The organism is Echinicola sediminis (genome assembly GCF_054777495.1).
Genome location: NZ_BAAHAP010000017.1, coordinates 48,060 through 71,902, shown reverse-complemented (window position 1 = coordinate 71,902; position 23,843 = coordinate 48,060). Strand labels below are relative to the sequence as shown.

Sequence of the window (23,843 nt, the reverse complement as noted above, 5' to 3'; positions counted from 1 at the left end):
AACTTTATCGATGAAATAACCCAAAATAATTTTCTACAATGTTAAAAAAAAGCTTACCTATTATTTCTTAGTCTATGGTCGATGGTATCAGCGGTAAACGGTCAACAAGAAAGGAGCGGGCCGAAGCCCAATATCATTTATATTTTGGCCGATGACCTCGGATATGGCGATTTGGGCTGTTATGGACAGGATAAAATTCTTACCCCTAATTTGGATACAATGGCTATGTCAGGGATGAAGTTTACCGACCATTATTCTGGTCAGACCGTTTGCTCACCTTCCAGGTGCTCCTTAATGACAGGCAAGCATATGGGGAATGCTTCTGTAAAACGGAACGGTCAGCTATTGGACCCAACTGATGTGACAGTTGCTGAGCTTCTTAAGGAAGCGGGCTATGTTACCGGAGCCATTGGAAAGTGGGGACTTTCCAATGGACCATTACAAACCAATAGTGCTAACCAAAAAGGATTTGACCATTGGTTCGGTTATGATAACCAAGGTTTTGCCCATTTTTACTATCCAACTTATTTGTGGCGAAATCATAACAAAGTAGAATACCATGAAAACCTAAATATACGAGACGAGTCGGGGGCATACATCAAAGGGAAAGGAACCTATTCCCATGATGAATTTACAAAAGAGGCACTTTGGTTTATTGAAAAAAATAAGGACAAGCCATTTTTTCTTTATTTACCCTATACCATCCCTCATGCAGAGCTAACTGTTCCTGAGGATTCTATGGAGCCTTATATGTCACTTGGGTGGCCGGAGAGGATGAAAAAAGTCGGGGGAGGTGGCGGAACACCTGGAGATGAAGGTTATGGCAGTCAGTATGATGGAGGGTATTGTGCCCAATCTCACCCAAATGTCACCTATGCGGGCATGATTTCAAGGATGGACCGGGACATTGGGAAAATAAGAGGGCTAATTTCCAAATTGGGCTTAGATGAAAATACCATTATAATGTTTTCAAGTGATAATGGCCCCGATGAGGCCGGAGGTAGTGACCTTGATTTCTTTAACAGTACGGCGGGGTTAAGGGGACGCAAAAGGGATATTTATGAAGGAGGGATTCGTTCTCCCTTTATCGTTGAGTGGAAAGGTAACATTCGGCCAGGAACGATCAATAAATTGCCCTCGGCCTTTTGGGATTTTTTGCCAACCGCCTGTGATTTAGCAGGAATCAATGCGCCCTCAGATACAGATGGGATCAGCTTGGTGCCAAGTTTATTAGGAAAAGAGGAGCTACAGAAAAAGCACGATTACCTGTACTGGGAGTGGGAAACCATGCAGGCGGTTCGAATGGACAATTGGAAGCTCATTTATATCAATTCCAAGGAAAAAAACAGTAAACCTATATACGAACTCTATGATTTGGAGCAAGACCCTTATGAAATACATAATATGGCCCAATCAAATCCAAAAATGGTTAGTTTAATGAAGAAATATTTTGCGGAAGCTACTAAATACCAATGAAATCAAATGTCATTAAATTGTGTAAAAGCTAATAAAATCCTGGTGAGATGAAAAAAATAATTTTAATTTGGTTATTGGGTTTATTAATAAGCTGTTCTCGTTCTTCGGCCAATCATGAAGAATCGGTCGCTCAACAGCCCAATATATTATGGATTTTTGTAGAAGACCTCTCTCCCTTTTTGGGATGTTATGGAGACCCCATTAATGCAGGCCATACGCCCATTTTAGATGGATTGGCTTCCGATGGGGTGCTGTTTGAACGGGCTTATGCTTCAGCGCCGGTTTGTTCAGCCAGTCGATCGGCCATTATTACGGGGCAGATGCAAACCACTTTAGGACTTCACCAGCACCGGTCCAGTCGTGCAGATGAGGGAGTGGTGGTGCCGGATAGCTTGAGAATTCACCTACCCGAAAACCTAAAGACTATTCCGGAACTGATGAAGGAAGCGGGGTATTTTACTTTTAACAGTGGAAAGGACGATTATAATTTTCATTATAACCGTAAAGAACTTTACACTGTAGGAACGGCTGCTGATTACTCGGTTGGAATGAATGGTTGGCAGGGTAATAAGGCGGAGCATGCCTTGTCCATAACTGAGGACACCTGGAATGCCAGGCCTTCAAAGAAGCAGCCCTGGTTTGGTCAGATTGAATTAAAAGGAGGAAAAGCAGGGAATCAATATGTGAGAGATGGCGAGTTGCTTGCAGATGATGCGGTGCCACTACCGCCATATTTCCCGGATGTTCCTTCGCACAGGGAGGCGTGGACTACGCATTATAATGCCAACCGAGGTACTGATGCACGGGTGGAAGCTATTCTGAAACAATTAAAAAAAGACGGTGAACTGGAGAATACCATTGTTTTTTTCTTTTCTGACCATGGCAGTAACACCTCCTTACGGCATAAGCAGTTTTGCTATGAGGGAGGGATGAAAGTTCCATTGATCATCAGTGGCAAGCACCCATACATCCAAAAAGGTAGCAGAAATGCTGACCTGGTGTCTTTGTTAGATGTAGCCGCCACTACACTGGATATGGGAGGGGTAGCGCTTCCTGGTTACTTGGACGGGCAGTCCCTATTTGGGCAGGATTATCGGCCAAGGGAATATGTTGTTGGAGCCAGAGACCGATGCGATTTTACCATAGATAGGATCAGAACCGTGCGTACGGACAAGTTTCGGTATATCAGGAATTATTATCCCGAAAGGCCCATGATGCAACCGGCATACCGGGATAATTTGCCTATAGTGAAGGATTTAAAGGCTTTACATGAGGAAGAAAAGCTGACTGCCTATCAAGAGCAATTTTGGTTTGGAGAAAGGCCTGTTGAGGAATTGTATCTCTTGGAAGAAGACCCACATGAAATTAATAACCTGGCTACCGATCCCGAATATCAGCAAGTATTGGCAAAACATAGACAGTTATTGGATGACTGGATCCAACAAACAGATGACAAAGGTCAATACCCTGAAGATCCCAGACAGTTGGAAGCTGTTTATCATTTGTGGAAGGACCGGCCACAGTTCAAAGGAAAAGATATCAATCCCGAATACCGGCAATTTACGGCGGAATAATGCCGTCGGTATTTTTTAAAAAAACACAAAAAAGATGCCTTTTATGAAATATTTATTGACCATTGCCCTATTGCTGGGATTTTTGGCCTGTAGTGCGGCTCCAAACAATAAGCAGCCTAATATTATTATTCTCTTTATAGACGATTATGGCTGGTCTGATGTGGGATACAGAAACAGTCAGTATCATACACCTAATTTAACCAAGCTAAAAAATGAGGGAATGGAGTTTACACGTGCTTATGTTCCTACTCCCACATGCAGTCCCAGCAGGGCTTCATTGTTGACAGGAAAAGAGGCAATTCGCTTGGAAATGCCAAGACACATACCCCATGAAAACCCTGATGGCTCCAATTCTTCCCAATACAGCTATTGGGATAGCGACCCCTCGCATACTCCTTCCATAAACTGGTTGCCATTGGAGGAAATAACCTATGCAGAAAGCCTTAGGGAAGGTGGGTATTATAATTACTTTATTGGAAAATGGCATTTAGGACATGAACCTTACCATCCTGTTCACCAAGGATTTGAGCAACAGTTTGGCACGAGTAATTTTGGTCATCCAAAAAGTTATTACCCTTCTTACTTTCATAATTCTGAGGTCCTGGCCGACACGCCGGAGGACACTTATCTGACGGATGTACTAACGGATAGGGCGGTAGAATTTTTGGAAAATTATGATCAGGAAAAGCCTTTTCAACTTTCATTTTGGTATTATAATGTTCACGGCCCTCATGAAGGGCCCAAGGAATTAGTGGGAAAGTACCTGGATAGGGGCTTGCCAAAAGCAGAAGCCAATTATGCTGCGATGGTGGAAGCTATGGATGCTTCAGTGGGAAGAATCAAAGAAGCCGTTGAAAAAAATGGGTGGGCCGATAATACCGTAATTTTATTGATTTCTGATCAAGGTGGTTTATTTTCCAATGCCCCACTGAGTGGGGGAAAGCGGGGAGGAGATACTTTGGGGGAAGGCGGAGCGAGGGTTCCTTTTATCGCTTGGTATCCCCAGATGATACAGGCCGGAACAGTTTACGAGGCTCCCATTCAGACTATCGATGTTTATCCCACCCTGATGGAACTTGCTGGAATAAATGGCAAGGATAAAAAAGATATCAATGGTATCAGCCTCTTACCTGCTCTCAAGGGTAAGAACCTACCGCAGCGGGACCTGTTTTTTTATCGGGCCTATGAGGATCAATATGCGGCAATCATGAGAGGACCTTGGAAATTGAAAAAATATAGAAGCGGTAAATTGGAACTCTTTCAAATTGAGGATGACATCAGTGAAAGCCAAAATTTGGTGGAGTCTGAAAAGAAAATTGCCCAAAAGCTGTCAAAGGCTCTAACGGAATGGGAAAAAGAAGCCGTCCCTTTTAAATAAGTACATTTTGAACCTACTTAAAACCACCGCTCAAAGCTTAATAGCTGCCTTGGTCGCAGGATGCTTGCTGGCATCCTGCTCTCTTTCTAAGAAAAAAGACATAAATGACCGGCCCAATATTATTTGGCTAATGGCCGAAGATATCAGCACAGATCTGGAATGTTATGGAACAGCTGGGCTACAGACTCCCAATTTAAATTGGCTTGCTGAGCAAGGAGTAAGATTCGAAAGAGCTTATGTGACCAATTCCATTTGTTCTCCCAGCAGATCGGCCATGATGGTGGGCGTCCACCAAAACCGCACCAATACCCAGCATCATCGGAGCAACCGGAATGTTCCTTTGGATCCAGCTTTTAAGCCTTTTACCTACTGGCTGAGAAAAGCCGGCTATACCACGGTATTGGGGCATCATGGGGTAATGGATAAAGGACGGAAAATCGATGTGAATTTTAAGCATACTGCATTGGGACCTTGGAACGGCAAGGATGATTTAGGCTTGTTTGATAAATACGATACCCTTGAGTCAAAGGATCAACCTTTTTTTGCACAGATCCAATTGAAGGCCACGCACAGAGGTGATTGGTGGGATGAGGTCAGGGCCCGCTCTGCTGATCCAGTAGATCCTGAAGAAGTGCAATTGCCCCCATACATGGCAGATGATCCGCAGATCAGACTGGACTGGGCCAAATACCTTGACCAGATGGAATATATTGATGCGGAGGTGGGGATGATCCTACAAGAACTGGAGGAAAAGGGGATAGCAGACAACACGATTATCATTTTTATCGGGGATAACGGTAGGTGTAATATCCGTGGAAAAGGTTACCTGTTTGAAGCAGGTGTCCACATTCCGCTGATCATTTATGATCCCAGGAATAACCAGTCAAAAGTCAATAAAGAACTGGTGAGTGCAACGGATATCACGGCGACCGTTTTGGATTATGCGGGTGTGAAACTACCGGACTACCTTTCAGGAAAACCAATTTTTGGGCAAGACTTTAATCGTGCCCAGGTTTATTCTTCCCGGGATTTGTGGGACGAGGTTATGGAAAAATCAAGATCAGTGACTACCGAAAGGTGGAAATACATAAGGCATGATAAGCCAGCACTGCCCTTTGAAGCAGGTCAGGCCTATTTGGAGTTTTATCGCCCCGCGGTACACATCATGAGAGGGCTTGCCAAGCATGACTCCCTTTCTGCAGCGCAAAAATATTTCTTTACTGGTGCCAAGCCTATGGAGGAATTGTATGACTTGGAAAAAGACCCTTTAGAGCTCAATAACCTGGCCCTAAGTCCAGAATATCGCATCATCAAGGAAAAGTTGCAGGAAGACTTGCGTCAGCTAGAGCAGGAAAACAGTAGCAATGGTCTCCTGGAAATAGAACAGCCCGGTGCAGTGCGTGTCTTAGAATGGGTGAAGCGTGAAAAACCAATGGTCTATAAAGAAATGCAAGCAGGAAAGGAAGTGGGGTATAAAAAGTATGCTGACCAATACAAGAAATACGAAAAAGCGGCAGATAAAAATAGGATGCATTAGGAAGTTCAACGGTGATTTTATAATAGAGGGAGCTGTTTAACTGATTGAAAAATATAAGTTTGGATGGGTAACTACATGATATTGACGTTTAGCGACATCGAAATAAAGGGAAACTAAAAATTAGCTCCTTGGAATATACCGAGGAAGACATAGCGAAATTAACTTATACAAGATGAAATTCAATAGAAGAACTTTTCTTCAGGGCGTGGGAGTGATGGTCCCAACCCTTATACCAATGCCGGATTTGAAGGCTGGAGAAAAACTACTCAAAACCCTATCAAAAGAAGGGGAGTACTTCATTAGCTTCAAGAAAATACCGGACAGGGTGTGGCCCGGAAATTCTCTTTGGTCCATTCCTATGGAGGATTGGAAAGTAGAGAACGGAAATTTGCGGTTTTTGGGGAGAGAAAAGGAATCACGGGTAAATTTATTGGAGTACCAACTGATGGAGGGGCAGGGAGATTTTTCGGTCAGCGCGGTGATGAACTATAAAAGGGGGGAGAATAAAAAGTTCACTGCAGGAATAACTGTGGGCCTAGTGGATGCAACCGATCCCCAAAGCGCCAAAGCAGCCTGTTATTTTGGAAAGGGAATATTTGGGGGCATTTCATCCAGCGGGGAATTAATTTTGGACGAAGAGATGATCAAGGTGTCCGATTTGGTGGATGGGACCTATGAGATGGAGCTAAGAGCTCTAGATAGTGGTGGTCAGACCAAATTGGAATTAAAATTATTCCAAAAGCAAAAGGAAATCGCATCCATAAAATCTGAAGTGAACAGGGGGCTTCAAGGCTTAATCGCCCTGACTTGCTTAGGGGAAAATCCTTCTGGAATATGCGAATGGGGAGAGTTTAGTGCAAAAGGCAGTAAGTTGAGGCATTGCCCTGAAGACAGTTTTGGGCCTATCCTTTGGAGTATGTACACGCTTTCCGGAGATAAGCTTAGGATCAGTGCACAGTTGCCTCCCGTGGCTGAAAATGACCTTAAGCAGATAAGTATGTACTTCAAAGATGGAAATAAATGGAAATTGTCGCAAAAAACTTCCATTGATCCGAAGTCATACGTTGCTACCTTTAGCTATGCTGACTGGAACGCTGACAAGGCTGTAGCCTATAAATTGCAGTATCATCATGACGGCCAAGTCCATGAGTACAAGGGAACCATACAACAAGACCCAAAGGACAGGCCACTGGTGGTGGGGGGCTTGACCTGTCAACATGGTTCTGGCTTTCCCTACAGGCCCTTGGTAGAGAACCTGGCCAAATCAAATCCGGATTTACTGTATTTCTCTGGTGACCAGATCTATGAACAGAATGGGGGCTATCCCATCAAAAGAAGTCCGGTTAAAGAAAGCATCCTTAGTTATCTGGGTAAATGGTATATGTTTGGTTGGGCATTTAGAGACATTATGCGGGACAGGCCCACCATATGCACCCCCGACGATCATGATGTATTCCAAGGCAATATGTGGGGAGAAGGTGGGGAAAATGTATCGACCGAAAAATGGGCCAAAGTGATGGATGCCCATGGTGGTCTTGTACAGTCTGTGGAGATGATTAATGTAGTGAACCAAACGCAGACTGCTCATATGCCTCCTCCTGCGAAACCCGACAGTATGAAAAGAGGGATTTCATCTTGGTTTACTGATCTTCAATATGGCGGAATTAGCTTTGCGATCATTAGTGACCGCTTGTTTAAGTCAGGACCTGAGATGCTCCATAACGGAGAGGGCAGGATTGACCATATCAAAAGATTGTACTCTCCCAATGCCCTTAACAAAGAAGGACTGAGTTTTGTAGGAAAACAGCAATTGGAATTTTTAAACGATTGGGTGGAAAATTGGAACGGAGTCCAAATGAAGGTGTTGCTTAGCCAAACCTTATTTGCTAATGTGTGCACCCACCATGGGCCCAAAAAAGATTTCTTATTTGGAGATCTGGATTCTGGTGGATGGCCCAAGGAACAAAGGGATGAAGTGCTGAGGCTTATCCGTAAAGCAAGTGCATTTCACCTGAATGGGGATCAGCATATTCCATTTTTGGTGCAGTATAGTATTGATGAGGACAGGGATGGGCCATGGACTTTTTGTACACCGGCTATTGCGACAGGCTATCCCAGATGGTGCGAACCTGATACGGTAAACATGCCCTTTACAGATAGACCTACCCATAACCTGCCCAATACAGGACTTTATCGAGATGTTTTTGGGAATAGAAATTATATCTATGCAGCAGGAAATCCTCCTGTCCAGCTTCCAAAGGAGCAAGATAGGTATAAAATGGCCCAGGCGAAGGCTTCTGGATTTGGTTTGATCACTTTTGATCAGTCCATGAGAACGATAAAAATGGAGGCGATTCGGTTTTTAGCCGATTTGGATAGGTCATCAGAGGATAATACTTTTCCGGGATGGCCTTTGACCATCAGTCAAATGGATTGTGATGGCCGTAAACCAATTGGATACCTTCCAAAAATCATATGTACCCAGTCTAATCAGTTGGTGAAGGTATTTGAGGAAGGCTCGGGAGAGCTTGTGCAAGTCATCCGGATAAGGGGGAAGGAGTACGTCCCACCGGTATATGCTGTAGATACGTTCCGCATAGAAGTAGGTGAAATGTCTCCCAAAATCTTTACCGGGATAAGCATTAGCCAGGATCAAAACGAACATTTTGAAGTTTAAAGCTCCTTGATCTAGCCGAAAATGTTTTAATTGGAAGAAAATTTAATTAACCTTAATTGTCTCAAAACAGCCTGGAAATTCAATCTTTCCGGGCTGTTTATTTTTTTGATGAATATTACAGTGAGACACATCGAATTTATTGATAAATACAGGCCTCAGCCAGAAAAAAGTGAAATTGGATCAAAATTCTTAATGATTTATGAAAGGTAAACTTCTTATCCCAATTTCCCTATTGGCCTTTGTCATGGGCTTGGGTTCTATGGCAACAATGGCCAAAGAAAAAGCAAAAGCATTATATTTTGACATCTCCATATCTGAAGATGCCACTCCCTTTGTTTTGTCCAAAATAATGGCATCCGATGATATCGGTGAAATCAAATTCCAACCCGGCACCTATCATTTTTATCCTGATAAGGGCCTGGAAAAATTCTGCAGAATCAGTAACCATAATGATGTCTTTGTAGCCACCGCATTTCCTTTGATCAATAAGCAAAATATTACCATTGACGGCCAGGGGGCAACGTTTATTTTTCACGGCAAAATGATTCCTTTTATAATCGAGGATAGTCATAATATTACGATCAAGAATTTATCCATTGACTGGTATATGCCATTCCACAGTGAAGGCAAGATCATAGCCAATGACCCTGATGAGGGGACATTCGATATGGAAATAGCAGATGAATACCCATATGAAATTAGAGACGGGCAGCTGGTATTTATCAAGGAATATTATGAGCACACCATAGGACAGTCGATTTTATATGACCCCCAGCGCAAGGCCATCATGTTTGACACGGAGGCTTATACTCCCCTTACAACGAGTAAAAGGGGAACCCAACAAAATAAAATAGAAACGATTGATTATAAGTACAAGGTAGATCTCCGATCTCCCGAGCTTCGTGAAATAGGAACGGAGCACCGTATCCGGTCGGAGCAAATTCGACCAGGAGTAGTACGGATCCATGGACATGGCAAAAAATTGCCCCCAATAGGTATGATCATGGCCATGAAGGGGGAGCAAGGAGAAAACCGCTTGGCACCTGCAATTCGTTTGGTGAACAGCACGGATTTTGAAATCGATCAGGTTACCATATACCATGCCGGCGGAATGGGCCTAATTGCTGAGAATTCGGAGAATATCCGCCTAGACCGAATGAAGGTGACTCCGTCAGGTGATAGGATGGTATCGACCACTGCTGATGCCACTCATTTTGTGGGGTGTAGAGGGAAAATAGAAATCACCAATTGCTTATTTGAGAACCAGTTGGATGACGCATCTAACATCCACGGAACCTATCAGGAGATAGTGGAAGTAATTGATGAGCATACTTTGGGGATTCGGATGGGGCACTACCAGCAACAGGGCTTTGTCATTGGCCGCCCAGGTGATCAAATTGGACTGGTGAGATTGTCGGATTCCTTTTTTCCTTATGAACAATTGACCCTAACTGAAAACCGAGTGATCAATGGAAGGTATCAGGTGCTGATCTTTAAGGAAAGAATTCCGAAAGGGGTTCAACTCGGTGATTTGATAGAAAACATCAATGCTTATCCCACCTTAGTGGTGGATAATTGTCAGATTCAGGGCAACCGTGCAAGAGGCTTACTGTTATCTACTACCAAGCCGATTCAGATAACCAATAATTATTTTCATACAGAAATGGAAGCGATTTTGGTGCCTGTGGAAAGTGGCCACTGGTATGAGTCGGGAAGTGCGCGGGATTTATTGATTAAAAATAATACTTTCGAAAACTGTGTCCACAGCGGACAGAATAGGGGGGTTATCAGGTTTGTGACCGATGACGAGGAGGAACATGCTGCGTTTGAAAATATTCGGATTGTAGGAAATATTTTTAAGCAGTTTGATCATTTAATCCTCGAAATAAACAATGTGGACAAATTACAATTTAAAGGAAACAGAGTTTTTTCGTCGGATAAATTCCCCAAACTTCACCCGGAGAATCCTATGGTTAAAATAAATTTTTCAAAGAACATCAATTTCTCTAATAACAGTTATCGTGGGGATACAGATCAGATGGTGGAAAGTGTGAATTCAAGCCGTGTATCAGAATTCAGATAAGCAATAGCTGACTTGAATCCCATTGGAGGCTGTCGCATAAGTCATGAGTGAAGTCTGGTTACCAATTATTCTATTACCTGTTAAACCTTTATCCCAAAGTCTGGATTGACTTTGGGATTTTATTGTTTTAACTCAATGATAGACCGTTCCCTAAGCTTCCAGCACCTAATTTTGGACGGGAGGATACAAAATAATTATCCATGGCAACAAACGGATGATGTGCATTCACCATATTACAGGATTGAAAATAATACAGTATTAGGCTTGTTAAAGGTTAGGTTACTGACATTAACGCTATTAGAGCACCTCTTCAGCAAGGATTTCCACTTATGAATTTGCTTTGTATATTATGGTATATTTAATCATGGAAATGCAGGGTAATCTCCTTTACGTGCAGAAAGTCTCACCCAAATATCACCACAAATGATCTTCCAAGTAGTGGAAATTAGAAAATTGTTACAATTGACGCTTCTTTTATATTTGGCAATATTGTTTGCGCTAAAAGAAGCAAAGGCAACAAGCACTTCTTTTGGGATACGTGCCCATAGTCAAATCTCCATAGCGGATGGACTTGCCCATAACGGGGTGACCTCGCTATTAAAAGACCGCTCAGGATACTACTGGATAGGAACCTATGATGGACTCAATAGGTATGATGGCCATCGCTTTAAAACCTTTCGGAATACTTCGGAAAGACATTTTTTTTTAAGCAATAGGGTAAGAACTTTAGCAGAGGATAAGTACGGGGATATCTGGATAGGGACTGATGAAGGAATTTCCCTATATAAAAATGATAGCGAACGTTTTCTCAATATTTACAGCAATAGCCAAAAGGAGGTACAGCAAAAAGGTCCAATTATCAGGGATATTTATATTGATGATGAGGAAGAATTAGCCTTTGTCAGCACTGAGGTGGAAGGCTTATTACTGTTTGATTTTGAGCATCAATTGTTAGAGAAATTTTTACCCGTGAATATCAGGGATCAGAGTGATTTTATTGTTTTTAATTCGGTGAAACTACGGGATAAATTATACCTTCTAGCAACGTCAGAGGGCTTATATCAGTTTGATTTAAATAAAAGGATGTTTACCCAGTTGTTAAAAAATACCATAAGCAACTGCAATAAGATCATAAAGCTAACAAATGATTTATGGATGGTCACCAGTACCCAGGGAGGTTTCGTTCTTAAGGAGGACTCTCAAGGAATGGTTATAGTTGTTCCTATTTTGATAGGAGAGCAGCTAAATAGTGCATCGTTGGACCAGCTGGGCAGATTATGGATAGGAACCATCAATCGAGGAATCAAAAGGATAGATAATTTTTCTTCAGTGGTGAAAGGAAATACTCCTTTAATTGGGAATGTGGAAGAAAAAGAAGGAGGGATTAGGACTAGTGGAATATATGTTTCGGAAAGGGACGGTATTTGGATTACCACTTTTAACCATGGGGTATTTAGGTTTGACTTGTACCCAAATCCCTTTTATTCGATCCACAAGAAACAGGAAAAAAACGGAGGTCTGCTGAATTACGAGTTGTCCAGTATTTCACCTCTGAGCAACCATTTTCTATTCATTACTCCCAATTATGGAGGAAGTGTGTTGTATAATTTTTCTGAAAATAAATTTCAAAAATTACCGGTAGAGACTAGGGACTTTTTCAGTGAGCAAGTGACAGGGGCTTTTACCGATAAAAGAGGAGCCACCTGGCTTAAAATAGGCAATGACCGACTGGTTTGTTTGAAGGCAAACGGAAGCTTTGATCCTCATCCTGTTTTACCACAAGTCCGACTACCTGAAGGATTGAGGTTGAGTACCATGTGTGAAGATGGAAAAGATAACCTTTGGGTGGGAAATACGAAGGAGCTATTTAGGTTAAGGCTGAACGAAAAAAGGGAAATCGTTGGAGTAGACGATTTACAACAACATGCTTTTTTTAAAGAAAACCCGCTTTATAGGTTAAGAACGATATATTATGATGAAGTATATGATTTTTTATGGGTAGGAACCGATGCAGATGGTCTGATCAGATTAAAACTTGGTGATAATATAGCTCCCTTGGATGTTTCCATAGACCAATTTTTGAATGTACCCCAAAAGCAAAATTCCTTGCCCAGTAATTTTGTGAGCAGCATAGTGAGGCTTCCCAATGGGGAATTTTACCTTGGCACAGAACGGGGAGGGATTTGTAAAGTGTTGAATAATGACGGGGATAATCCTCAATTCATTCAATATTCTGAAAAAAATGGCCTGTCAAATAATGTGGTTAAAAGCATATTGTACGACAAGGATAATAACCTATGGATCAGTACTAATATAGGGTTAAACCGTTTCAATACAGAAAAACAAAATTTCAGGATCTTTAAACAAAAAGATGGACTGCCCTTTGAAGACTTCAGTTATTCCTCTTGTAAACTGCCTGATGGACGCTTGGTCTTTTCAGGAGTCAGCGGCATTTGTTATTTTCATCCCGATGATTTAAGGGATGATGAAAAGGTCCCTCCTTTACAATTGGACAATTTTCAGTTGTTTGGAAGACCTGTCCAATCCGGAGATACTGTGAATGGACGAGTTTTGATGGATAAGTCCATCGCTCAAACCTCACAGATCGAACTTTATCATGATGAAAATGTATTTTCCTTTGACGTAAATTCTCTGCATTTTGGCAATCCTGAAAATTACCTTATCCGCTATCAGCTAAAACCGGTAAACAATCAGTGGATAGAGATCAATTCAAACCACAATACGTTGTATTATAGTGGGCTTCAGCCCGGGAAATATACTTTTCAGGTTATGGTAAGTAATTCCCTGGGTGAATGGGGAGAGCCAAAAACACTGAAAATAGCGATCAATCCTCCCTTTTGGAAGACCCCCTTGGCCTATGCTTTTTATTTTTTGATACTGGGAATAGTATTATTCGTGATTATCAAAACCGTGCTTAAATTTCAGCGTCTACGGCATAATGTAGAAATCCATCGACTTGAAAAGGAGTCAGAAAAAAGGTTACACAATGCCAAACTTCAGTTCTTTTCGAATATTTCCCATGAGATAAAGACACCATTGGCCCTGTTACAGGGACCATTAGATTATTTGAGCAGCAGGTTTAAGCAGGATGTGGATGTAAGGGATAAACTTTATTTACTAAAGCGCCAGTCCGGAAAGATAGCTGTTCTGGTAGATCAGGTGCATGATTTCCAAAAAGCAGAGGCCAATGCCTTAAAAATGCATTTGGAACATTTTAATATAGATGATTTCATCAGAAGGATCATTCAGGATTTTAGTTTTATTGTGGAACAGGGTCAAAAAAGCCTTGTATTTGAAACTGCGAGTTCTCCTACTTTTGTGTATGCTGATCAAGATAAATTAGAGAAGGTATTAAACAACCTGTTAAATAATGCGATTAAATTCACCAGTAAAGGGGATAAAATAACCGTTAAGTACACCAAAGAAGGACAAGACTTGAATTTATCTGTGCAGGACACCGGAACAGGCATTCCCTTGGAAGATCAGTCCAGGATATTTGATCGGTTTTATCAATCGGCCCACAATAAATCCAATTCCATTGGAGGCTCAGGGATAGGCTTGGCTTTTTGTAAAAGGCTGGTGGAAATGCATTATGGTTATATTCGTGTAGAAAGCGAATTAAACGAAGGAACTACTTTTCAAATCAGTTTACCCATTGTAAAAGAAGCTCCTCCGGGGGATATAATAAGCACCGAAAAAGAAATACTTATAGAGGAAACCAAAGTGGCTGACACCAGCCTTGGCCTTTCATTCGACAATAAGGAAACAGACTTTTCCACCGAATTTCCGGATGCTGTAGTTTTTGTAGTAGAGGACAATCTCGAAATGCAGCACTATTTACAAGAAGTGCTGGGGCAGTTCTTTGGTATAAAAGTCTTCAATGATGGAGCCGAATGTCAAGAGGCATTGGAGGAAGAGTGGCCTGATCTGGTTTTGAGTGATGTGATGATGCCCAAAATGAATGGATTTGACCTTACCCGTTCCATCAAGTCCAATATCAAAACCAGCCATATACCTGTAGTCTTACTCACAGCAAGCAGCACTAAAAATGACAAGTTAAAAGGGTATTCGGGAGGGGCAGACGCTTATATCCAGAAACCTTTTGAAAAAGAACACTTACTGGTCCGTATTGAAGCTTTGCTCCTTTCAAGGGATCAGATCCGCAAGCGCTTTGAGATAGATTTGCCCCTTACAATTACCAAAGAGGAAAGTAACGACCATGCATTTATGGATAAACTCTACTCTTTGATCGATGCTAATCTTGACAATCAGGAGCTGGACCTGGATTCCTTTTCCAAGGAATTGTACTTAAACCGGACACATTTTTATCAAAAAGTAAAGGCTTTGACGGGGCAGACCCCTTATGAACTTTTGAAGAATTACCGTTTAAAAAAGGCTGCCCAGATGCTTTATCAGGGACAGTTTACAGTCAATGAAGTCTACACCTTGACCGGCTTTAAGAGCCGGACTCATTTTGCCAAGATCTTTAAGGAAAAATACGGGGTGACACCGGGGAAATATGGGGAAAAAATGAATGAATCGGTTTAAGTTATTACGGAATTGAAAATAGGGTGTTTTTTTGGGGGAACTACAAAACTTACTAAAATTGTTTTTCCATATTAGAGGCGCTAAATTCTGTGAAAGATTTAGGTGTAGAGATAAATATTATTGATCATTAATGCTATTTCTATTAATTTAGATAAGGGATTGATGAACTGGCATCGAATAATGGCACACAAGTAACCCATAGCATTTTGCTAAGTTTCCCCAGAATTAACCTGAATAACCGTATGAAATTAGTATTAAAAGAAACGGATAATTTCTCCAATCAAAGGATAAGTATCACTAAAAAAGAAGTACCCTGTCTTGATTCATCCTGGCACTATCATGAGCAATACGAACTTATCTATATATCCCAAAGTAATGGGATCAGGTTTGTGGGGGATAGCGTTGCACAGTTTTCCCCAGGTGACCTTGTTTTGGTTGGACCATACTTACCCCATCTTTGGAGAAATGATGTTTCTTACTATAAAGACGGAGATACGGGAAACCCGGTGAAAACCATCGTTCTTAAGTTTAAAAAGAATTTTATAGGAGAAGGAACCTTTGAAAATCCTGAATTTTCTGCCATTAATGAAATGCTTGATCAAGCCAAGTTCGGGGTTTGCTTTGGTAAGCGGGTAAGTGAAAGTCTCCACGAAGACCTGATAGATATCGTTCATCTTACCCCTGCCGAGCAGTCGATTAAACTATTGGAATTATTGCGGCTTCTTTCACTTACCAGTGATCAGGAAGTACTCTCTTCCTCCGATATGCGGCAATATACCACGGAGCATTCCCACCGTTTGGATGCAGTATTAAAATATATCTCAGACAATTACGCCAGTTATATAAGTCTCAAAGACGTGGCCGATATTGCCTGCATGACGACCAATTCATTTTGTCGCTTTTTTAAAAAAATGACCAATAAATCTTTCACCCAGTTTCTGAATGAAATAAGAATCAGACAAGCCACCAGGCTATTGGCCCAAGAGGATTTGATGATTTCAGAGGTGTGTTATTTGGTGGGGTACCGATCGGTTACTAATTTCAATACACAGTTTAAACAAATTTTGGGATGCACTCCAAAACTGTACAAACAGTCCCTCTATTAGACAAAGTAGGTTGGAATTAGCTAACATTTTATCACTCAGCGATCGGTCTTCTCCAAGGGGCTATGTATTGATTTTTGACCACCGTTTAAATACCCCTCCAGCCAAACCAGCATTCGGCATGTGCTCAAATTTACAGGTATGGGATAAAATACCATTAGGATAAGATAATTATCAAGCACTAAAACTTGAAGCCAACAGGTTTCTTTGTAATGATAGGAAAATCCAACAAGAAGTTTTGAGAGCAGGACTGGGACAAGAGGGGTATACGTAGGAAAAATGATCTCACATTGTACATAAAATATAATCTATAATTAAGGAGTTTAACGCAAAGCAATTTTCCCAAAACAAGTGTAGTTATGCTAGTGAATTTATCCATTTTGATAGGCTTTTTGATACTGCTGATTTTTTCAATTTCAAAATGGAAGCTGCATCCTTTTATAGCACTGGTGCTTATTGCCATGGGTTTAGGAATGACCATGGGCTTGGGAGGGGTAGAAACGACAAAAGTCCTCATGGTCGGGTTCAGTGATACGCTGAAATGGATTGCCCTGGTTGTAATATTTGGAGCATTTATCGGTGAGGTCTTACAGGAAACGGGCGGTGCCCTCCGGATTTCTGATGGAGTGGTAAACCGAGTGGGAAAGAAAAAACTTCCATGGGCCATGGGCTTTACGGGTTATTTGGTATCCATTCCTGTTTTTGTGGACGTGGCTTATATTCTTCTTCAACCTGTTATTGAATCCCTGTCAGTAAAAAGCAAAAAACCAGTGCTATACATCGGGCTTTCCCTAACTGCTGGGTTGACCGTTTCGCATACCTTAATTCCTCCCACTCCCGGACCTATGGCCGTGGCCTCGCTTCTTGGCATCAGTGTAGGAAGTATGTTGCTGATCAATCTTATAGTGGCTGTTTTTGCCATGGTTGGGGGAATACTCTGGGTTATGTTCTTTTGTAGAAAGGCATGGATTGACTATGATAAAAAGCTGGAAAACACTTTGAAAGCTGATGATGGATTGGTAGAAACTACCCCAAAATCATCCTCTCAAGTTTGGAAAGACATTTTTCCTATCCTGCTCCCAATTCTCTTGATAGGGACAGGTTCATTTGTTTATTTGGAGGGAAATGGGCTAATTTCTCAGGTAATCGAATTCGTCAGTGTACCCATGGTTGCTGTACTTATCGGGGCTTTTTCAGCAGGCCTGACCTTGAAAAGGAAAGGTAGGAGGAGCAAACTAAACCAATTGGTCGAACAGGCTATTGTCAAATCCGCATTGGTAATAATGATTACTGGGGCCGGTGGCGCTTTGGGGCATGTCATAAAGGAGACAGGTATTCAGCAGGAGATTGTAACGGTTTTTGCTGACTTTCCTTTTTTGGGGATTCTGTTGCCTTTTATAGTAGCTTCTTTGTTGACCATTTCCACCGGTTCTATCACCGTGTCCTTAGTGAGTAGTGCCTCTATGCTAGGACCTATGGTTGATCATCTGCCCATTTCTCCTGAAATCACCGCAGCCTTGATAGGGGCTGGTTCCTTTTGTGTTTTTCATGCCAATTCGAGTTTCTTCTGGTTGCTGAACCGTTTGCATGAAGTTCCCCCAAAAGTGCTTTATAAAACGTACACTCTGCAATCCTTGGCCATGGGCCTTACAGGACTCGTTGTGGTCCTGATTTTACACTGGTTGGGATTTTAAGCACAAATAGGCTTTTCCTTTGCCTATAGAAAAACTTACTTTTTGAAAAGGACATAAAGTACAAAGCTTTTTAGTTCAGATATCTTATCAGTTTCTCTTAAACAATAACTGATTTTTTAGCTACATCACCTACTCTTAGTCTTAAAGCCCCTTTATTATTCCACGGTTGATTGTGCACGTAATTTTTTCAGTCACGCTTGGATGTGTATAATAAGGATGAATGAAAGAGACTGTTTGCAAATTCGAGGGGCAAAGAGAGCTAAAATAAAGAGGGGTAAAATAGCGTAACCAAGGGATAAAATCCAACAATACCTTGATTACATATTTAAGTTTCTTTGTAATAAGCGTTCGGAAACAAATAAATGCCCGCTCAGTAAGCGGGCAGCGCAGGTTATAAAAATTAAGATTTCTACTATGAATACCTATTTATTAGCAATTACCCTTGTTTTATTTGCCAGTTTCTTTCAGGGAACATTCGGTTTGGGAATGAAGCATATCGCTCCATTAAAATGGGAAGCCTGGTGGCTTATACACTCTTTCGTTGCCATGGTTTTGGTGCCTGTTTCTTGGGCATTAATGGTGATACCTGATCTATTCGGGGTGATTTCCCAAACGGACAGCGGCACCTTATCAGCAGCCATTCTTTATGGTTTTTTATGGGGAGTAGGGGGGATTCTTTTTGGTTTCAGTGTGAAATATACCGGTATATCCATTACCTACGGGATAGTGATGGGATTGGCGGCTTCCATGGGCTCCGTTATTCCTTTGTTTCAAATTGATGGGGCGACATCCCAATCCTCTTTTCCTATCATCCTTTTGGGTGTTGGTTTGCTGCTGGTTGGCGTAGCCGTCACCGCTATTGCTGGGGTAAAAAGAGATAAACTGCATGCTGGGGATTCCTCCTCGGACAAATCCATCAAAGTAGGGGTGGCCATTGCAGTGGCCTGCGGGATGTTGTCCTCCTTGCTAAATGTGGGCTTTTCCAATGCGGCACCCGTTGCCCAAGTGGCGGTAGACCAATATGGTGTGGGCGCCCAAAACGCCAGTTTGGCCTCCTGGGTGGTTGTTTTAATAGGGGCCTTTGCCATGAATGGAGGTTATGCTATTTTTCTTTTGATAAAGAACAATTCATGGAACTCATTTAAAGTAGACAAAAGCAGAAATGCATTCAAATGGGCCATCCTGGCCGGAATATTTTGGTTTGCAGCCTTGGGCGTGTATGGTCAGGGAGCGGCATTAATGGGAAATTTGGGGCCTGTGATTGGATGGCCAATTTTGCTGGGATTAGCGCTGATTATCAGTAATATATGGGCTTACCGGGCAGGGGAGTGGGAAAATGCTTCAAGACCCTTTAAAGTATTGTTGGGTGGCTTGGTAGTGCTGATTTCTGCCATCTGCATTCTAGGCTATGCCAACTATTAATCATTTTAGACATTGAATTTATGCGAAATTTAAGGATAGAAAAGATTGAACCGTATGTGATCCATCACCAATTGGACACTCCGTTTTATTTTTCCCAGTGGCAATATGATACTCGGAAAATCTGTATCGTGAAAATTACCCTGGAAGATGGTACCTATGGATGGGGGGAAGGGTATGGCCCCGCCAATGTGATCAAAGCTGGTATTGAGTTTTTTAAGCCGTTTTTGATAGGAGAAGTTGCGCTGGAGCATGAAAGCCTCTGGCAGGAGATGTACCGCCGCTCTATGGATTATGCTAGAAGCGGTATCCTGCAGGCTGCCATCAGTGCAATAGATGTGGCACTTTGGGACATCAAGGGCAAGCTATTGGATCAGCCCGTTTCTGTTTTGCTCGGAGGGGTAAAAAACCCCATCATCGAGCCTTATGCCACAGGCTTGTACTTTACCCGAGTGGATGATCTGGAAAAGCAATTGGTAGAGGAAGCTCTCTTGTACAAATCCCAAGGATTCAAAGCCACCAAAATGAAGGTAGGTTTGGGCATTGATGAAGATATCAAGTTTATAGCTGCTATTCGCGAGGCCATCGGACCGGATATGAAACTGATGATCGATGCCAACCATGCCTACAGCTACAGGGAAGCGATTGAGTTGGCCCGAAAGGCGGAAAAATATAATATTGGCTGGTTTGAAGAGCCCGTTTCACCAGAAGACTATGTTGGATATCGTCGGTTGAGGGAAAAAACTACTATCCCCATAGCGGGGGGGGAATGTGAGTACCTCAAATATGGATTCAGACGGCTTTTGGAAAACGAGTGTGTGGACATTATACAGCCGGACATTTGTGCCGCAGGGGGACTAACGGAGGCTAAAAGAATTGCCGTGCTGGCACAAGCCTATAATAAGGATGTAGTGCCACATACTTGGGGTACCTGGATTGCCATTAGTGCGGCGGTGCATTTTGTCGGCAACCTGGACAAAAATCCTGGAAGAATGTACAACGATCCACCCACAATGGAGCTTGACAGGACAGAAAATGCTTTACGGGATGAGGTTACCCAACACAAAATTCAATTGAAAGAGGGCATTTTATATATTCCGCAATCCCCGGGATTGGGAGTGGAAGTGTGTGCAGCATCTTTAGAAAAATACATTGACAGAGACCAAATAAGTGATGACGAACGCATTGAAATTCGGCCATAAGAAATTATATATCGATGGTCTGTTGACCGAGGCATCCGATGGGGCTTCCTTTGAAGTGATCTGCCCTGCGGATGAACAAGCCATTGCAAGTATAGCTTGGGCCAGTAAAGAAGATACAGAACGAGCACTACTGACCGCACAAAAGGGGTTTGAACATTGGTCAAAAATTGGTTTGGAAGAAAGGTTACAATGGATATCCAAGCTAAGGGACAAGCTGCTCGAAAAGGGTGATTTACTTCGGGAGAGCATTATGTATGAAATGGGCAAAACCTGGGAGGGCACCGAAGAGGACTTGACCAGTATTACCAATTCGCTGCAGTACTATTCCGAAGAGATCAAAAAGAGGGAAGATATTCCCTTGGCGGACCGGGAGGGAACCCATGAGCACCGTATCATTTCCCAACCTTTGGGAGTTGCTGTGGCGTTTTTGGCCTATAATTTCCCTTTGCTTAATCTAGGCTTCAAACTGGGACCTGCCTTGGCCGCCGGCTGCAGCATCATTTTAAAACCATCGGAATTTTCACCACTTTCGGCCTATATCATCGCCGAAGTCTGCGAAGAAATTAATTTTCCGAAGGGTGTCATTACAGTAATCTGTGGAGATCTGGAGAATGTAGGGATCCCCCTTTGCGAGAGCAAAATCCCTAAACTGATCACGATGATAGGCTCTACGGAAACTGCCCAAAAGCTTATTGGACAAAGCAGCAAGACTTCGATCAAAAGGTACAGTATGGAATGTGGTGGCAATGCCCCGTTCATCGTATTTGATGATGCGGATCTTGAATTGGCCATCAGCCATGGGGCCGCATTGAAAGTCGGCAATTCCGGCCAGATCTGTGTTGCGCCTAACCGGTTCTTTGTCCATGAATCGGTGATCGAGGAGTTTACCGAAGGCATGGTGGAAAAGTTTTCCAGTACCAAGGTGGGTTTTGGCCGGGAAAACCAGCCGGATATGGGACCGCTGACCAACCGACGTTCTGTGGAAAAAGTACAAGGCATCGTTCAGGAAGCCATCAAACAGGGAGGTAAATTGGCATACGGGGGAAATCCCATTAATGGCTCAGGATTTTTCTTTCAGCCTACTGTCATTCGTTTGGACGATAAAAAGGCCAATATTTTACAGCATGAAATATTTGGTCCGGTGGCCATTATTGTTCCATTCTCCACTAAGGAGGAGGTGATTGACATGGCCAATGATACTGAAGCCGGACTTGCTTCCTATGTGTACTCCAAGGATGAGAATAAACTGGCTTATTTTACCGAGAAATTGGAATTTGGCGAAGTACACCTCAACGGTTTGAAATTTGATATTTATCTCCCGCATGGAGGCATTAAGAACAGCGGTATTGGTGTGGATTGCTCTACTTATGCGCTGGATGATTATTTGATCAAAAAGAGGGTCACCAAAGCGCTAAATCACTTATGAGTCTGCCCAAGTATTTTATTAGCTGTGACTGGGGAACGACCAATTTCAGGTTAAAACTCGTGGAAACAGATTCCCTGAAAGTGGTTGAGGAATATAAAACAGATCAAGGCGTCAAAGCGGTTTATGAAAAATTCCTGGCCCAAAAAGCCATGGACCAGCGTCAGTTTTACAGCCACTATCTTATCGAGCAGATAAAAGAACTCCCTACAGAGCACCAGCATCACCCGGTGGTTGCAGCAGGAATGGCTTCCTCTAATATGGGACTCTGTGAGCTGGCTTATGGCATTTTTCCTTTTGATAGTAGTGGAGAGCAGCTCCTATGCAAGCGGATTCCTTTGCGTGAGAAGCAGGATATGCTATTGATATCAGGAGTGAAGGGTAATTCGGGAATGATGCGGGGTGAGGAAGTGCAGGCTATCGGTTTAGGGGAAAATTTAGGCGCCTATTCCGAAGGGGTGCTTTTATTGCCCGGGACGCATAGCAAGCATATAGCCTTCAAGCAGGGAATATTCCAGGATCTGACCACCTATTTGACGGGAGAGCTTTTTGAAGTTTTGATCAAAAGAAGCATTCTGAGCAGTTCTGTTATTCCTGGTGAGTGGAGCAAAGAAAGCGAGGCTGCTTTTCATGAAGGACTTCAGGTGGGGCTAAAAGGCCGGCTTATGGCCAATTTATTCTCCGTGAGGGCCAGGGATATCATTGGCAAATACAAAAAGGAAGACAATTATTTTTATTTGAGTGGTATGCTGATAGGTGATGAAATTTCCTATTTAAAAAATTATAAGGGGAAGGTTTTCCTGGCAGCACCTGCTCCCTTGTTCAGTCTTTATCAAATGGGGCTTGAAACCTGGCTTTCCTCCCAGCAGCTGTCCCTGTTTAACGGTGCTATGCTGGAGGGGGCTTTGTTGAAAGGTCAACGTAAAATTTTAAAAATTCATGGGAAGTAAAACATCATTTTCTTGGGATAGGTACCATTTGACTCCTATTGTAGGTATTATTCGAGGAATGGACCATGACACCATAAGGCAGATAGCCCGAGTGTACATGGAGGCAGGACTTTATACCCTAGAGGTCACGATGAACACCTCTGGAGCTGAAAAGATCATTGCAGATTTAAGGGAAGAGTTCCCGGAATTGAATGTTGGGGCAGGTACAGTTTGTAATTTGGATGATTTGCAAAGGGCACTTATTGCAGGTGCTCAATTTATCGTAACCCCCATTATGGATGAGGAGGTGATCAAACTATCCGTTCAACAGCAAATTCCGATTTTCCCAGGTGCTTATACTCCTACTGAAATCTATCGTGCCTGGCATTTGGGAGCATCCGCCGTTAAATTATTTCCAGCTACCCAATTAGGGGTCCAGTTTATCAAGGACGTCTCTGCCCCGCTGGACAACATCAAACTATTACCTACCGGAGGGGTGAGCTTGGACAATATCCGGTCTTTTTTCGAGGCAGGAGCCACAGGTGTGGGGATGGGAAGTTCCTTGTTTGTGAAGCACTTGATTGAATCAGGTGATTTAGAAAGCTTAAAGGGGCACTTCATGGCGATAAAAAGTGAAATTCCTGAATTGGTGCAATAGACAGGATATTTGGAAGATTACAGCTAAAACCTGGTGGCCGACAGGGCAAAATCCGGATTCAGTCAAACTAGTTCGTTTCTTAACTACTAGATGTTAAATAGCTGATTACTAGTTTGATTAG

General features: G+C 42.5%; 14 protein-coding genes. All 14 read left to right on the top strand.

The window, feature by feature from the left end:
- Window positions 1-81 precede the first annotated feature (81 nt).
- The 14 genes from ACYVAA_RS06530 to ACYVAA_RS06465 all read left to right on the top strand — a co-directional run bounded on the left by ACYVAA_RS06530 (window position 82) and on the right by ACYVAA_RS06465 (window position 23,722).
- The gene (locus ACYVAA_RS06530) at window positions 82-1,476 is read left to right on the top strand and encodes an arylsulfatase (protein ID WP_460539716.1); all 1,395 of its coding nucleotides are present in this window, start codon (window positions 82-84) and stop codon (window positions 1,474-1,476) included.
- Between the two features lie 47 nt (window positions 1,477-1,523).
- Window positions 1,524-3,050: a sulfatase family protein gene (locus ACYVAA_RS06525; RefSeq protein ID WP_460539714.1), complete on the top strand. Its 1,527-nt coding sequence runs from the start codon at window positions 1,524-1,526 to the stop codon at window positions 3,048-3,050.
- Between the two features lie 43 nt (window positions 3,051-3,093).
- Window positions 3,094-4,428 (top strand): sulfatase, encoded by a 1,335-nt coding sequence (locus ACYVAA_RS06520; protein WP_460539712.1) that lies wholly within the window; start codon window positions 3,094-3,096, stop codon window positions 4,426-4,428.
- 7 nt (window positions 4,429-4,435) lie between these two features.
- On the top strand, window positions 4,436-5,965 hold the full coding sequence (locus tag ACYVAA_RS06515; protein ID WP_460539710.1) for a sulfatase family protein: 1,530 nt from the start codon (window positions 4,436-4,438) through the stop codon (window positions 5,963-5,965).
- A 172-nt stretch (window positions 5,966-6,137) separates the two neighbouring features.
- Window positions 6,138-8,642, top strand: a complete 2,505-nt coding sequence (locus ACYVAA_RS06510; protein ID WP_460539708.1) for an alkaline phosphatase D family protein — start codon at window positions 6,138-6,140, stop codon at window positions 8,640-8,642.
- A 199-nt stretch (window positions 8,643-8,841) separates the two neighbouring features.
- A complete protein-coding gene (locus ACYVAA_RS06505; protein ID WP_460539706.1) occupies window positions 8,842-10,725 on the top strand; it encodes a polysaccharide lyase domain-containing protein in 1,884 nt (627 codons plus the stop codon).
- Between the two features lie 423 nt (window positions 10,726-11,148).
- Complete coding sequence (locus tag ACYVAA_RS06500) at window positions 11,149-15,294, top strand: hybrid sensor histidine kinase/response regulator transcription factor (protein WP_460539703.1); 4,146 nt, start codon at window positions 11,149-11,151, stop codon at window positions 15,292-15,294.
- 242 nt (window positions 15,295-15,536) lie between these two features.
- Window positions 15,537-16,400, top strand: coding sequence for an AraC family transcriptional regulator (locus tag ACYVAA_RS06495; protein WP_460539701.1), 864 nt, complete (start codon window positions 15,537-15,539; stop codon window positions 16,398-16,400).
- A 356-nt stretch (window positions 16,401-16,756) separates the two neighbouring features.
- Window positions 16,757-18,091: a GntP family permease gene (locus tag ACYVAA_RS06490; protein WP_460539699.1), complete on the top strand. Its 1,335-nt coding sequence runs from the start codon at window positions 16,757-16,759 to the stop codon at window positions 18,089-18,091.
- Window positions 18,092-18,505: 414 nt separating this feature from the next.
- Window positions 18,506-19,513 (top strand): L-rhamnose-proton symporter family protein, encoded by a 1,008-nt coding sequence (locus ACYVAA_RS06485; RefSeq protein WP_460539697.1) that lies wholly within the window; start codon window positions 18,506-18,508, stop codon window positions 19,511-19,513.
- A gap of 20 nt (window positions 19,514-19,533) precedes the next feature.
- A complete protein-coding gene (locus ACYVAA_RS06480; protein ID WP_460539695.1) occupies window positions 19,534-20,712 on the top strand; it encodes a mandelate racemase/muconate lactonizing enzyme family protein in 1,179 nt (392 codons plus the stop codon).
- Complete coding sequence (locus tag ACYVAA_RS06475; RefSeq protein WP_460539693.1) at window positions 20,684-22,138, top strand: aldehyde dehydrogenase family protein; 1,455 nt, start codon at window positions 20,684-20,686, stop codon at window positions 22,136-22,138. Before ACYVAA_RS06480 ends, ACYVAA_RS06475 begins: the two co-directional genes overlap by 29 nt.
- Window positions 22,135-23,085 carry a 2-dehydro-3-deoxygalactonokinase gene (locus ACYVAA_RS06470; RefSeq protein ID WP_460539691.1) on the top strand — a complete coding sequence of 317 codons (951 nt, stop codon included), beginning with the start codon at window positions 22,135-22,137 and terminating at the stop codon, window positions 23,083-23,085. The genes ACYVAA_RS06475 and ACYVAA_RS06470 overlap by 4 nt, the downstream gene beginning before the upstream one ends.
- Entirely contained in the window at window positions 23,075-23,722 is a 648-nt protein-coding gene (locus ACYVAA_RS06465; protein WP_460539689.1) for a bifunctional 4-hydroxy-2-oxoglutarate aldolase/2-dehydro-3-deoxy-phosphogluconate aldolase, read from the top strand. The genes ACYVAA_RS06470 and ACYVAA_RS06465 overlap by 11 nt, the downstream gene beginning before the upstream one ends.
- Window positions 23,723-23,843 lie beyond the last annotated feature (121 nt).